Raw genomic sequence first — 13,950 nt, 5'->3', positions numbered from 1 at the left:
CCCCAATAACGAGGCAGTCAGCAGTATGGAACAGTTCGAAGCGATCAACGTTGAGCAGGCGTACACCCGCTGGAAAGAGGGCAGCGCCGCCCTGGTCGACATCCGCGATCCGCAAAGTTTTGAAGCCGGGCATACGCCGGGCGCCTTTCACCTCACCAACGCCACCCTGTCGGCCTTTATGCAGCAAAACGACTTCGAGCGGCCGGTGATGGTGATGTGCTACCACGGCAACAGCAGCCGCAGCGCGGCGCAATACCTGCTGCACCAGGGGTTCGACGCGGTCTACAGCATCGACGGCGGTTTCGAGGCCTGGGCCCGCCAGTACCCGCAAGACGTGGAAACCTCTGCCTGATCCCCGCCGCCCGCTGCGCATCGGCGGGCTTTCCCTTCGATTTTATGCGCGTTTTCGCGGGTTTTTCGCAGATCCGTTTGCCAGCGCTCAGGATTTCGACGTTATAATCGGCCGTCAGGGTCATCGGCGAGCAAGCCGCGGCCAAAATCATTCACTTACGACGGAAGAGCAATGGTTAGAGTAATCGCCATATCCAACCCGCGCCTGGCGCTGGCCTTTGTCGACTATATGGCGACCCAGGGCATCCGGCTTGAGCTGCGCAACAGCGGCGAGGCGGCGGAAATCTGGCTGGCCGACGACAGCCACCTCGAGCAGGTGCAACACGAGCTGCAGCAGTTTCTGGTCGATCCGCTCAACCGCCGTTATCAGGCCGCCAGTTGGCAGACCGGCCATACCGACGCCGGCCTGCACTATCAGAGCGAATCCTACCTGCACACCCTGCGCAGCAAGGCCGGGCCGCTGACGCTCGGCGTGATGGTACTGTGCATCGCGGTCTACATCCTGATGCAGGTGCTGGGTGACGATACCGTGATGTACTGGCTCTCCTGGCCGCAAGACAGCAGCCAATACACGCAGCTGTGGCGCTGGGTCAGCCATGCGTTCCTGCACTTCTCCCTGCTGCATATTCTGTTCAACCTGATGTGGTGGTGGTATCTCGGCGGCCAGATGGAAAAACGCCTCGGCGCCGGCAAGCTGTTCGTGCTGGCGGTAGTGTCGGCCTTCTTCAGCGGCTGGGCGCAATCGCTGTTCAGCGGCGCGCTGTTCGGCGGACTTTCCGGCGTGGTCTATGCGCTGATGGGCTATGTGTGGCTGACGGGGGAACGGGCGCCGGAGCGCGGCCTGATGCTGCCGCGCGGCCTGATGGTGTTCTCGGTGCTGTGGCTGGTGGCCGGATATTTCGATATTTTAGGAATGTCGATCGCCAACGCGGCACACGTAGCCGGTTTAGTGTTAGGGTTATTGATGGCATTTTGGGATACGCGTCATCGCGCACACAACGAACAATAACAGCCGGGAGCTGTGCCCAGCGGGCATGGCGGGCGTTTTAGGGGATTATCGTGAAGCAAACACAGCGTCATGACGCAATTATCGAGCTGGTGCGCCTGCAGGGTTACGTCAGCACGGAAGAGCTGGTGGAACATTTTGACGTCAGCCCGCAAACGATTCGCCGCGATTTGAATGACCTGGCCGACCAGAACAAGATCCAGCGTCACCACGGCGGCGCGGCGCTGCCTTCCAGCTCGGTCAACGCTGCCTATAACGATCGCAAGGTGATGTGGTCGGAAGAGAAAGCCCGCATCGCGCAGCGCGTCGCCAGCCAGATCCCGGACGGCGCCACGCTGTTCATCGATATCGGCACCACGCCGGAAGCGGTGGCCCATGCGCTGATGAACCACAAGAACCTGCGCGTGGTCACCAACAACCTCAACGTCGCCACCCTGCTGACCGCCAAGGAAGACTTCCGCCTGATCCTGGCCGGCGGCGAAGTGCGCACCCGTGACGGCGGCATCATGGGCGAAGCCACCCTGGACTTCATCTCTCAATTCCGCCTCGATTACGGCATTCTCGGCATCAGCGGCATCGATATGGACGGCTCGCTGCTCGAATTCGACTATCACGAAGTGCGCACCAAACGCGCGATTATCGAAAATTCCCGCTGCGTGATGCTGGTGACCGACCACTCCAAATTCGGCCGCAACGCCATGGTCAACCTGGGCAACATGAACCTGATCGACTACCTGTTTACCGACCAGCTGCCGCCGCCGAGCGTGATGAAAATCATCGAACAGTACGACGTGCAGCTGGAGCTGTGCTGATTCGGCCTTAACCTGCGGGGCGCGCCGCCGCCCCGTTTTCCACCCCCGCCTCCCTTACCGACAGCCGTTTGCGCGCTCGCGCCATATCCACATCATTTATGTGACTATCATCACCAAACTGTTACCTCTATCACGCCTAAATGTTTTTGTTTGGTTAAGTCTTGGCTTGCTTGTTGGTTTTTGATTACAATCATGAGCGAAAACGAACATGAAAGAGCTATTTCGAACATCTGGAGGAAGATGACGTGGAAACCAAAGACTTGATCGTTATCGGTGGCGGCATCAACGGTGCCGGCATCGCGGCGGATGCTGCCGGGCGCGGGCTGTCGGTACTGCTACTGGAAGCGCAAGACTTGGCCTGTGCTACGTCTTCCGCCAGTTCCAAACTGATCCACGGTGGCCTGCGCTACCTGGAACACTACGAATTCCGTCTGGTGAGCGAAGCGCTGGCCGAGCGTGAAGTGCTGCTGAAGCTGGCACCGCACATCGCGTTCCCGATGCGTTTCCGCCTGCCGCACCAGCCGCATCTGCGTCCGGCCTGGATGATCCGTATCGGCCTGTTCCTGTACGATCACTTGGGCAAACGCACCAGCCTGCCGGGCAGCAAGGGGTTGCGCTTTGGACCAGAGTCGGTGCTGAAGCCTGAACTGAAGCGCGGTTTCGAATATTCCGACTGCTGGGTTGACGATGCTCGCCTGGTGGTGCTGAACGCGCAGGAAGTGGAAAAACGCGGCGGCGAAGTGCGCACCCGCACCAAAGTGACCCGCGCATGGCGTGAAAACGGCCTGTGGATGGTGGAAGCGGTCGATATCGACAGCGGCAAAACCTTCACCTGGCGCGCCAAAGGCCTGGTGAACGCCACCGGCCCGTGGGTGAAAAACTTCTTCGACGACGGCCTGAAGCTGAAATCACCTTACGGCATCCGTCTGATCAAAGGCAGCCACATCGTGGTGCCGCGCGTGCACGATCAGCCGCAGTCTTACATTCTGCAGAACGAAGACCACCGCATCGTGTTCGTGATCCCGTGGAATGACGAGTTCTCCATCATCGGCACCACCGACGTGGAGTACAAAGGCGATCCGAAGGACGTGAAGATCGACGAGAACGAAATCGCTTATCTGCTGAAAGTGTACAACGATCACTTCAAGAAGCAGCTGGGCCGCGACGACATCGTCTGGACTTACTCCGGCGTGCGTCCGCTGTGCGACGACGAGTCCGATTCACCGCAGGCGATCACCCGCGATTACACGCTGGACGTGCACGATGAGCAGGGCAAAGCGCCGCTGCTGTCGGTCTTCGGCGGCAAGCTGACCACCTACCGCAAGCTGGCCGAGCATGCGATGGAAAAACTGGCCCACTACTACCCAGGCTGCGGCCCGGCGTGGACCAAAAACGCCACGCTGCCGGGCGGTGACATCGACGGCGACCGCGACGGCTACGCGGCCAAACTGCGCCGTGCGCACGGCTGGTTGCCGGAAGCCCTGGCGCGCCGCTATGCCCGCACCTACGGCAGCCAGAGCGAGCTGATCCTGGCCGGCGCCAACGGCCTCGCCGATCTGGGCGAAGATTTCGGCCACGGTCTGTATGAAGCCGAGCTGCGCTACCTGACCGAGAAAGAGTGGGTCGTAGAACTGGCCGACGCCATCTGGCGCCGTACCAAGCTGGGTATGTGGCTGGACGAAGCGCAGCAGGCGCGAGTGAAAGCCTGGCTGGCAGAACACGCGAAAACGAAAGCGCTGTCTCTGGCTTCCTGAGCCGCAGCGTAACGAAAAAACGAAAAAGGGCCGGTTATCCGGCCCTTTGCTTTTTTCCTGCCCCGCTTTACAGCTTCACCGGCTGAATGTGCCAGATTTCGTCCGCGTATTCCTGAATGGTGCGATCGGAGGAGAAGTAGCCCATGTTGGCGATGTTCAGCACCGCGCGCCGCGTCCATTCGTCCTGATTGAGATAGACCTCGTCCACCTTGTCCTGCGTGTCCACATAGCTGCGGTAATCCGCCAACAGCTGATAGTGGTCGCCGAGGTTGACCAGCGAGTCGAACAGATTGCCATAGCGTTTCGGCTCTTCCGGGCTGAACACGCCGGTAGCGATCTGCGTCAGCGCCTGATGCAGCTCCGGGTCTTGCTCATAGTACTGGCGCGGGTTGTAACCGTTGCGGCGCAGCTCCTCGACCTGCTCGGCGGTATTGCCGAAGATAAAGATGTTCTCCTCCCCCACGTGCTCGCGCATCTCGACGTTGGCGCCGTCCAGCGTGCCGATGGTCAGCGCGCCGTTCAGCGCGAACTTCATATTGCTGGTACCTGAGGCCTCGGTGCCCGCCAGCGAGATCTGTTCGGACAGATCCGCCGCCGGGATAATGATCTGCGCCAGGCTGACGCCGTAGTTCGGAATGAACACCACCTTCAGTTGGGTATGCACGCGCGGATCGTTGTTGATCACTTTGGCCACGTCGTTGATCAAGCGGATGATCTGCTTGGCGGCATAGTAGGCCGAGGCCGCCTTGCCGGCGAAGATCACCACCCGCGGCACGCGCTCGATCTCCGGATCGTCCAGCAAACGGTTATACAGCGTGATGACGTGCAGCACGTTGAGCAGCTGCCGTTTGTACTCGTGGATGCGCTTGATCTGCACGTCGAACAACGCATCCGGGTTAACCACCACGTTGAGCGTTTTGGCGATATACAGCGCCAGCCGCTCCTTGTTCTGCCGCTTGGCGCGCTGTACCGCCTGCAGGAAGCTCGGGTAGTCGATATTGGCCTGGATCTCGCTCAGCTGGCTGAGATCGGTGCGCCAGGTTTGGCCGATGCAGTCGTCCAGCACCGCCGCCAGCGGCGGGTTGGCCAGCGCCAGCCAACGACGCGGCGTTACCCCGTTGGTTTTGTTGCAGAAACGAGTCGGGAACAGCCGGGCGAAGTCGGCGAACAACGACTGCACCATCAGTTCGGAATGCAGAGCGGAAACGCCGTTGACCTTGTGGCTGGCCACCACCGCCAGCCACGCCATGCGCACCCGGCGGCCGTTGGTTTCGTCGATGATCGAGACCCGCGCCAGCAGATCGTTGTCGCCCGGCGCCACTTCCTGCACCATCTTGAGGAAGTGATCGTTGATTTCGAAAATCAGCTGCAGGTGGCGCGGCAAGATGCGGCCTATCATGTCCAGCGGCCAGGTTTCCAGCGCCTCGCTCATCAGCGTGTGGTTGGTGTAAGAGAACACCTGCTCCACCACTTCCCAGGCGTCGAGCCACTTGAATTTGTGCTCGTCGATCAGCCGGTGCATCAGCTCGGGAATCGACAATACCGGGTGAGTGTCGTTGAGGTGAATGGCGATTTTGTCCGCCAGGTTGTCGAAGGTTTTGTGCATCAGCCAATGGCGATTGAGGATATCCTGCACCGTGGCCGACACCAGGAAATACTCCTGCCGCAGCCGCAGTTCGCGCCCGGAGGAGGTCGAATCGTCCGGATACAGCACGCGCGACACGTTCTCCGAATGGTTTTTATCTTCCACCGCCGCGAAGTAATCGCCCTGGTTGAACTTGCCGAGGTTGATCTCGTTACTGGCCTGCGCGCCCCATAACCGCAGCGTGTTGGTGGCGTCAGTGTCAAAACCGGGGATCACCTGATCGTAGGCGATGGCCACGACCTCTTCGGTCTCCAGCCAACGCGCCTTGGCGCCCTCCTGCTGCACGCGGCCGCCGAAGCGCACCTTGTAGCGAGTGTTATGGCGCGGAAACTCCCACGGATTGCCGTACTCCAGCCAGTAGTCCGGCGATTCCATCTGTTGGCCGTTGACGATGTTCTGCTTGAACATGCCGTATTCATAGCGAATGCCGTAGCCGCGCCCCGGCAGCGCCAGCGTGGCCAGCGAGTCGAGGAAGCAGGCCGCCAGCCGGCCCAGACCGCCGTTACCGAGCCCGGGGTCGTTCTCTTCCTCCAGCAGCTCCGCCAGGTTCAGCCCCATCTCATTCAGCGCATTGTCGATATCCTGATAGATGCCCATCGACAGCAGCGCGTTAGACAGAGTGCGGCCGATCAGGAACTCCATCGACAGGTAATACACCTGCCGCACGTCTTGAGACAGCTGGGCGCGGTTGGAACGCAGCCAGCGCTCCACCATGCGATCGCGCACCGCGAACAGCACGGCGTTCAGCCAATCGTGCCGGTTGGCGATAGCCGGATCCTTGCCGACGATAAACATCAGCTTATAGGCGATGGAGTGTTTCAGCGCTTCCACACTGACCGTAGGTGAGGTGTAACTAAACGGTGAAGTCATGGCTTTTTAATCCCTTGTAGGGAGCCCCGCCATTCGCCGCGGAATAGCGGGCTCCGCTGAACATGGACGCGGTACACCGCGCCCCGACAATCTACCCTTACGGCTGCCCGCCGTGCGTCAACCCGAGACGCGAAACGCGGGCTACAAGCGTTGATAAAGCGATAAATACTCTTTCGCCGCCACCGGCCAGCCGAAGTCCACACTCATGGCGTGGCGCTGAACGTGGCGCCAGTGTTTCGGCCGGCTCCACAGCACCATGGCGCGGCGGATGGCGTTGCCCAGCGCGACGGCGTCGCAATCGTCGAACACGAAGCCGCTGGCGGTGCCGTCGGCCAGGTTCTCTAGGGCGCAGTCCACGACCGTGTCCGCCAGCCCGCCGGTACGGCGCACCAGCGGCAGCGTGCCGTATTTCAGGCCGTAGAGCTGCGTCAGGCCGCAGGGCTCGAAGCGGCTCGGCACCAGAATGACGTCGGCGCCGCCGATGATGCGGTGGGAGAAGGATTCGTGATAACCGATCTGCACGCCGACCTGCTCAGGGTAGTCGGCGGCGGCGGCCAGAAACGCCTGCTGCAGCACCGCGTCGCCGGCGCCCAGCAGCGCCAACTGCCCGCCCTGCGCCAGCAATTCGGGCAACGCCTGCAGCACCAGATCGAGGCCTTTCTGGTTGGTCAATCGGCTCACCACCGCGAACACCGGCAGCGATTCGTCCACCTTCAGTCCCATGGCCTTTTGCAGATGCAGCTTGTTTTTGACCTTGCTTTTCAGATCGTCGGCGTCATAGCGGGCGCTCAGCCGCGGGTCGTGGGCCGGATCCCAAATCTTGTCGTCCACGCCGTTGAGGATGCCGCTCAGCCTGCCCTGCCGCTGCCGCTCCTGCAGCAGCCCCTCCATGCCGTAGCCGAACTCCGGCCGGGTGATCTCGCGCGCATAGGTCGGGCTGACGGCGGTCACGTGGTCGGCATAAAACAACCCGGCCTTGAGGAACGACATCTGGCCGTAGAACTCCAGGCCATAGACGTTGTAAAACGACGCCGGCAGCCACAGCTCGGTCACGTGATGGGCGGAGAACAGCCCCTGGTAGGCCAGGTTGTGCACCGTGAACACCGAACGCGCCGGGTGGCCGTTGGCGGCCAGATAGGCGCAGCTGAGACCGGCGTGCCAGTCGTGGGCGTGCACCAGCTGCGGGCGCCAGTAGCGATCCAGCCCCTTGGCCAGCTCGCAGGCCATCCAGCCCAGCAGCGCAAAGCGCCGGTGGTTGTCGGGGTAGGCGTACATGGACTGATCGTGGTACGGGCTGCCCGGCCGGTCATACAGCCAGGGCGCATCGATCAGGTAAATGCCCACGCCATGATAGGTGCCGTAACGCAGGCCGACACGGCCGGCGAACGAGTCTATCTCCGCCACCAGCACGGTGTCGGGTATGCCGTTGCGTACGTCAGGGAAAGCGGGCAATAGCACCCGAACATCGGCGCCTTCGGCGATTTGCGCCGCCGGCAGTGCGCCAACCACGTCTGCGAGTCCGCCCGTTTTCAGCAGGGGGAACATTTCAGAACATACGTGTAAGACCTGCATTATCACTCCTGAAAGTCGGCCGAAGGCCTCTGGATAAGAAATAAAGCAGGCTTGCCGCTGTTATGTGTGCCGCGTTGCGCAAGCCATCGAACCGTTCATCGGGCGGCAGGCTATCGTTCTGCCCCCCACGTTAACTCACAATTTTGACAACATTTCGCGCGTCACCAGCACGATGCCGCCTTCCGAGCGATAAAAACGCTTGCTGTCCTCATCGGCGTTTTCCCCGATCACCATGCCCTCCGGAATGTGGCAGGCGCGGTCGATGATGCAGCGCCGCAGGCGGCAGGAACGGCCGACGTTCACGTCCGGCAACAATACGGTAGAGTCGATGGTGCAAAACGAGTTCACTCGCACGCGCGGGAACAGCACCGAATGCACCACCACCGACCCGGACACGATGCAACCGCCGGACACCAGCGAATTCATGGTCATGCCATGGCTACCGGAGCGATCCTGCACAAACTTGGCCGGCGGCAGCGGTTCCATGTGGGTGCGGATCGGCCAGGCGCGGTCGTACATGTCCAGCTCCGGCGTCACCGACGCCAGATCGAGATTGGCGCGCCAGTAGGCGTCCAGCGTGCCCACGTCGCGCCAGTACGGCGGCAGATCGGGGTTGGACGTCACGCAGGATAAGGTAAACGGATGTGCCCACGCCGCCTGCTGCGCGGTGATTTTCGGGATCAGATCCTTGCCGAAGTCGTGGCTGGAGCCGGGGGTCGACATATCCTCCTCCAATAGCTGGAACAGGTAGGTGGCATTAAAAATATAGATGCCCATGCTGGCCAGCGACATATCCGGGTTGCCCGGCATCGCCGGCGGATCGGTGGGTTTTTCCAGAAACTCGATGATGCGATCGCTTTCATCCACCTTCATCACGCCGAATTCGCCGGCTTCGCTGCGCGGCACCGGCAGGCAAGCCACAGTGCACTGAGCGCCCTTCTCGACGTGGTCGATCAGCATGCGCGAATAATCCATCTTGTAGATGTGATCGCCCGCCAGGATCACCACGTATTCGGCCTCGTAGCGGCGGATGATATCCAGGTTCTGGTACACCGCGTCGGCGGTGCCTTTGTACCAATGTTCGGTGCTGAGTCGCTGCTGGGCCGGCAGCAGATCGACGAACTCATTCATCTCCTCGTTGAGGAACGACCAGCCGCGCTGAATGTGCTGCACCAGCGTGTGCGACTGGTATTGGGTGATCACGCCGATGCGGCGGATGCCGGAGTTCAGGCAGTTCGACAAGGCGAAGTCGATGATGCGGAATTTGCCGCCAAAGTGGACGGCGGGCTTGGCGCGGGTGGAGGTCAAATCTTTCAGACGTGAACCGCGGCCGCCGGCCAGGATCAGCGCTACGGATTTAATCGGCAACTGGCGCGCCAACATCAGGGGGTCTTTATTTTCAAACCTAACCATAGCGGACTCCTTTTATTATTTCCGTACCAGTACGCAAAGCGAGCACGCGGCCTGGTGCCAGGCGGGCAATACCGCCCGTGAGTCTTCCTGAGTGAACGGGGCGACAACCTGCCAATCGCCTTCCGGCAACCTCATCTCCGTCGTTTGCGGCGTGGCGTTGATCAGCAGCAGCCAGCGCTGCGACAGCAGGATCTGCATGAGCGGCTCGCCCTGCTCCCACTGCTGCGCGTCGAGCGCCTGCCCTTGCGCGTTCAGCCACTGCACGCTGCCGTCATCCTGCTGCCACCAGCGGTCCTGCTGCAACGCGGGGATCTGGCGGCGCAGCGCGATCAGCGCCGCGACGTAATCGGTTAGCGCATCGTCCGCCGTGGCCCAATCGAGCCAGGTGGTGGCGTTGTCCTGACAATAGGCATTGTTGTTCCCCTGCTGGCTGTGTCCCTGTTCATCGCCGGCCAGCAGCATCGGCGTTCCCTGGGACAGCAACAGCGTAGCGAGCATCGCCCGCTGGCTGGCCCTGCGGCGTTGTACAATGGCGTCGTCGGCGACCAGGCCTTCGACGCCGTGGTTGTTGCTGAAATTGCGATCGCTGCCGTCGCGGTTGCCCTCGCCGTTGGGCTGATTGTGTTTCTCATTGAAGCTGACCACGTCTTGCAGGGTAAAACCATCATGGGCGGTCAGCATATTGACGGTGGCGTAAGGCGCTCGCCCGCGCTGGTTATACAGATCGCTGGAAGCGGCAAAACGCCGGGCGAACTGGCCGAGCGACACGCCGCTCTGCAGCCAGAAACGGCGCATGTCATCGCGGTAATGGTCGTTCCATTCGGCGAAGCGGCCGGGAAACGCCCCCACCTGATAGCCGCCGGGGCCAACGTCCCAGGGTTCAGCGATGAGCTTGCAGCGCGACAGCACATCGTCCGCCAGCATCGCCTGGAACAGCGGGGCATCGCGATCGAACTCCGGCGTGCGGCCGAGCACGCTGCCCAGATCGAAACGGAAGCCGTCGACGTGGCACTCCCGTACCCAAAAACGCAGGCAATCCATCACCCAGGCCACGCCTTGCGGCTGATCCAACCGCAGCGTGTTGCCGCAGCCGGTGTCGTTGACATAGTCCCCTTCGGGCGTCAGCCAGTAGTAGCTCAGGTTATCGATGCCGCTCAGCGACAGCATCGGCCCGTCCCTATCCAGCTCGGCGCTGTGGTTAAACACCACGTCCAGGATCACCTCGATGCCGGCTTGGTGCAGCGCCTTGACCGCATCGCGGAATTCGTTCAGCGGCGTGGCATCGGTGCTCAGGCTGGCGTAGCGGTTGTCCGGCGCATAGGGCGCCAGCACGTTATAGCCCCAATAGTTGATCAGCCCCAACCGCTGCAGGCGCGGTTCGGAGGTATGTTGCTGCACCGGCAGCAGTTCCAGCGCGGTGATGCCGAGGCGTTTGAAGTGGGCGATCATCTCCGGGTGCCCCAATGCGGCGAAGCTGCCGCGCAGCGCCGGCGGGATCTTCGGGTGCAGCAGCGTCAGGCCGCGCACGTGCGCTTCATAAATCACCGTCTGGCCCCAGGGCGTGGCAGGCGGGCGATCGTCCTGCCAGTCATACCGTTCGTCCACCACCACACATTTCGGCATTAGCTCTGCGCTGTCGTGCGGGTCCGGCTGCTCGTAACCGCCGTGCAGGTGCGGGTGGTCCCCCACCGGCCCTTCCACCGCGCGCGCGGCTGGATCGAGCGCCAGTTTGTTGGGGTTGAAACGCTGTCCGTTCGCCGGGTCAAACGGGCCGTAGACCCGGTAACCGTAACGTTGCCCCGGCCTTCCGCCCGGCAAATAGCCATGCCAGATATCGCCGCTGCGCGCCGGCAGCGGCAGGCGCACTTCGCGCTGCTGGCCGTCGAACAGGCACAGCTCCACCCGCTCGGCGTGCGCCGAGTACAGGGTAAAGTTGATGCCTTCGCCGTCGTAATGCGCGCCCAGCGGCGCGGCGAGGCCGGCCGTCAGCTCCGTCATGGCGCCTCCCGCAGCAGATAAATGGTCGCCAGCGGCGGCAGCGTTACGCAGATGGAGAAGTCGCGGCCGTGGCTGCCGACCGCTTCAGAAGAGACCCGCCCCTGATTGCCGGCGTTGCTGCCGTGATAGTGGTGCGAATCGGTATTGAGGATCTCGCGGTAGTCACCGGCGCGCGAGAGGCCGATGCGGTAGCGGTAGCGCGGCACCGGGGTAAAGTTGCTGATGGCGATCAGCTCATTGCCCTGCGAATCGTAGCGCGCGAAGGCGAACACCGAGTTGTCGTGATCGTCGACCACCAGCCACTCGAAGCCGTCCGGCCGGTAGTCGCGCTCGTACAGCGGCGCCTGCTGCCGGTAGCAGTGGTTCAGATCGCGCACCAGCCGCTGCACGCCGTTATGCCAGTTATCCAACCCTTCCAATAAATGCCAGTCGAGGCTGGTATCGAAATTCCACTCGCGCCCCTGCGCGAATTCGCAGCCCATAAACAGCAGCTTTTTGCCCGGATGCGCCCACATAAACCCGTAATAGGCGCGCAGGTTGGCGAACTTTTGCCAGGCGTCGCCCGGCATGCGGTCGAGGACCGATTTTTTGCCGTGCACCACTTCATCGTGCGAGATAGGTAACACGAAGTTCTCGGTATAGGCATACAGCATGCCGAAGGTCATCTGGTTGTGGTGATATTTGCGGTGCACCGGATCGCACTTCATGTAATTGAGCGTGTCGTGCATCCAGCCGAGGTTCCATTTGTAGTGGAACCCCAGGCCGTTGGCGTCCGGCGGCAGAGTGACGCCGGGATAGTCGGTGGACTCCTCCGCCAGGGTCACCGCGCCCGGCTGCGCCTGGCCAATAGTTTGGTTGGTATAACGCAGGAAGGCGATGGCCTCCAGGTTCTCGTTGCCACCGTAGTAATTCGGCACCCACTCGCCGTCAGCGCGGCTGTAGTCGCGATAAATCATCGACGCCACCGCATCGACCCGCAGCGCATCGATACCGAAACGCTCCAGCCAATACAGCGCGTTGCCCGCCAGGTAGTTGCGCACCTCGTGACGGCCGTAGTTGTAGATCAACGTATTCCAGTCCTGGTGGTAGCCCTCACGCGGATCGGCGTATTCGTACAGCGCGGTGCCGTCGAAATTCGCCAGGCCGTAGGCGTCGCTCGGGAAGTGCCCCGGCACCCAGTCAAGGATCACGTTGATGCCCGCCTCATGCGCCGCCGCCACGAACGCCCTGAAATCGGCCGGCGTGCCGAAGCGACGGGTCGGCGCATACAGCCCCAGCGGCTGATAGCCCCAGCTGCCGTCGAACGGGTGCTCGTTGATCGGCAACAGCTCGATATGGGTGAATCCCATGTCCTTCACATAGTCGATAAGCTGCACCGCCAGCTCGCCATAGCTAAGCCAGAAGTGATTATCGGTGTGGCGGCGCCATGAGCCAAGATGCACCTCGTAGATGGCGATCGGCTGGTCAAAATCGTTGGCGCGGCGGCGCGCCGGCGTCGACGGCACCCCCTCCGGCAGCGGCGCCACCAGCGAGGCGGTATCCGGGCGCATCTGCGCCTCAAAGGCGTAAGGATCGGCTTTCAGCTGGGTATTGCCGTAGCAATCGACGATTTCATATTTGTACAGCTGGCCGGCCCGCACGCCGGGCAGGAACAGCTCCCAAATGCCGTTCTCACGCCGCAGACGCATCGGATGGCGGCGGCCGTCCCAGAAGTTGAACTCCCCCACCACCGAGACGCGCTGGGCGTTGGGCGCCCAGACCGCAAAACTGACGCCGTCGATGCCATCCAGCGTAACGAGGTGGGCGCCCAGCCGTTCATAGGGACGCAAATGCGTGCCCTCGGCCAATAGCCAACTGTCGATATCCTGCAGCAGCGGGCCAAACCGGTAGGGATCGTCGACAGTCTGTTGGTGATCGCGCCAGCTGACCTGCAGCTGATAGCGGAAAGGATTTTTTCGCCGCGGCACCACGGCGCTGAAGAAACCGCGCGGATCGTCGCAGTTCAGCTGCACCAGCCGCCGGCCGGTTTGCTGTTCTACCAGCCAGACTGCGCCGGCGTCCGGCAGCAGCGCGCGCACCTGCAGACCGTTATCGGTCGCATGCATGCCAAGCAGAGCAAAAGGGTCGGCGTAATGGCCGGAGATGATCTGATCAATCACGTCACGATCGGGAAGTACAGGCATAGTCTTCTTCCTTAGATTAACAGCATGATCTAAGCACGGCTTGTTGGTTATTCCTTGGCCGTTTTGGTCATCATGCAATGCATTCGGACTCTAAAGCGTGATTGCGGTCGGTTATTGACCAATCTTTACTCTGCCGACCTGAATTTCGCTCTTTATGCTTATTTTTTGAAATATTTCAGTCATGGTGAAAAAGTGTTCACCCATGCGTTAAGCATAGCCAATGTCTGTTAAAAACTGCTCAGCATTGCTCAGGAAAATTCTTCATTAAGAAAACTGCCAGCCCGGCGGCGTCTGAATGCGGCGGCCGACGAGGCGATATGCGGGGTGGAGCCCAGTGAAACGAGGC

At 61.5% G+C, this 13,950-nt stretch carries 9 protein-coding genes; 4 read left to right on the top strand and 5 right to left on the bottom strand.

What is annotated here, in order from left to right; genetic code table 11:
• The first annotated feature begins 25 nt into the window (after positions 1 to 25).
• From glpE to glpD, 4 genes are all read left to right on the top strand, one after another.
• Positions 26 to 352: a thiosulfate sulfurtransferase GlpE gene (glpE, locus tag ACJ8HA_RS21445; protein ID WP_004930790.1), complete on the top strand. Its 327-nt coding sequence runs from the start codon at positions 26 to 28 to the stop codon at positions 350 to 352.
• Between the two features lie 171 nt (positions 353 to 523).
• Complete coding sequence (gene glpG / locus ACJ8HA_RS21440; RefSeq protein WP_043138958.1) at positions 524 to 1,360, top strand: rhomboid family intramembrane serine protease GlpG; 837 nt, start codon at positions 524 to 526, stop codon at positions 1,358 to 1,360.
• A 50-nt stretch (positions 1,361 to 1,410) separates the two neighbouring features.
• Positions 1,411 to 2,169 (top strand): DeoR/GlpR family transcriptional regulator, encoded by a 759-nt coding sequence (locus tag ACJ8HA_RS21435; RefSeq protein ID WP_004930797.1) that lies wholly within the window; start codon positions 1,411 to 1,413, stop codon positions 2,167 to 2,169.
• Positions 2,170 to 2,414: 245 nt separating this feature from the next.
• Complete coding sequence (gene glpD / locus ACJ8HA_RS21430) at positions 2,415 to 3,923, top strand: glycerol-3-phosphate dehydrogenase (RefSeq protein ID WP_043138961.1); 1,509 nt, start codon at positions 2,415 to 2,417, stop codon at positions 3,921 to 3,923.
• Between the two features lie 67 nt (positions 3,924 to 3,990).
• Here glpD and glgP read toward each other — a convergent pair whose 3' ends face one another.
• The 5 genes from glgP to glgB form a co-directional block, all read right to left on the bottom strand.
• A complete protein-coding gene (gene glgP, locus ACJ8HA_RS21425; protein ID WP_025304564.1) occupies positions 3,991 to 6,438 on the bottom strand; it encodes a glycogen phosphorylase in 2,448 nt (815 codons plus the stop codon).
• Between the two features lie 141 nt (positions 6,439 to 6,579).
• Positions 6,580 to 8,010: a glycogen synthase GlgA gene (gene glgA, locus ACJ8HA_RS21420; protein WP_025304565.1), complete on the bottom strand. Its 1,431-nt coding sequence runs from the start codon at positions 8,008 to 8,010 to the stop codon at positions 6,580 to 6,582.
• Between the two features lie 135 nt (positions 8,011 to 8,145).
• On the bottom strand, positions 8,146 to 9,423 hold the full coding sequence (gene glgC / locus ACJ8HA_RS21415) for a glucose-1-phosphate adenylyltransferase (RefSeq protein WP_442515507.1): 1,278 nt from the start codon (positions 9,421 to 9,423) through the stop codon (positions 8,146 to 8,148).
• Positions 9,424 to 9,438: 15 nt separating this feature from the next.
• Positions 9,439 to 11,421: a glycogen debranching protein GlgX gene (gene glgX, locus ACJ8HA_RS21410; protein WP_442515506.1), complete on the bottom strand. Its 1,983-nt coding sequence runs from the start codon at positions 11,419 to 11,421 to the stop codon at positions 9,439 to 9,441.
• Entirely contained in the window at positions 11,418 to 13,604 is a 2,187-nt protein-coding gene (gene glgB, locus ACJ8HA_RS21405) for a 1,4-alpha-glucan branching enzyme (protein WP_025304568.1), read from the bottom strand. The genes glgX and glgB overlap by 4 nt, the downstream gene beginning before the upstream one ends.
• Positions 13,605 to 13,950 lie beyond the last annotated feature (346 nt).

The sequence above is a fragment of the Serratia sp. CY33802 genome, from assembly GCF_052169095.1.
In the GTDB taxonomy this organism is placed as follows: Bacteria; Pseudomonadota; Gammaproteobacteria; order Enterobacterales; family Enterobacteriaceae; genus Serratia; species Serratia bockelmannii.
Note: the sequence above shows the minus strand (reverse complement) of the source record. Positions and strands in the feature narration are given on the sequence as shown.

What these genes read in the sequence shown, in the direction of transcription:
- glgC (WP_442515507.1), bottom strand. Translation starts at nt 9,423, where the DNA reads ATGGTTAGGTTTGAAAATAAAGACCCCCTGATGTTGGCGCGCCAGTTG.
- glgB (WP_025304568.1), bottom strand. Translation starts at nt 13,604, where the DNA reads ATGCCTGTACTTCCCGATCGTGACGTGATTGATCAGATCATCTCCGGC.
- glgA (WP_025304565.1), bottom strand. Translation starts at nt 8,010, where the DNA reads ATGCAGGTCTTACACGTATGTTCTGAAATGTTCCCCCTGCTGAAAACG.
- glgX (WP_442515506.1), bottom strand. Translation starts at nt 11,421, where the DNA reads ATGACGGAGCTGACGGCCGGCCTCGCCGCGCCGCTGGGCGCGCATTAC.
- glpG (WP_043138958.1), top strand. Translation starts at nt 524, where the DNA reads ATGGTTAGAGTAATCGCCATATCCAACCCGCGCCTGGCGCTGGCCTTT.
- glpE (WP_004930790.1), top strand. Translation starts at nt 26, where the DNA reads ATGGAACAGTTCGAAGCGATCAACGTTGAGCAGGCGTACACCCGCTGG.
- glgP (WP_025304564.1), bottom strand. Translation starts at nt 6,438, where the DNA reads ATGACTTCACCGTTTAGTTACACCTCACCTACGGTCAGTGTGGAAGCG.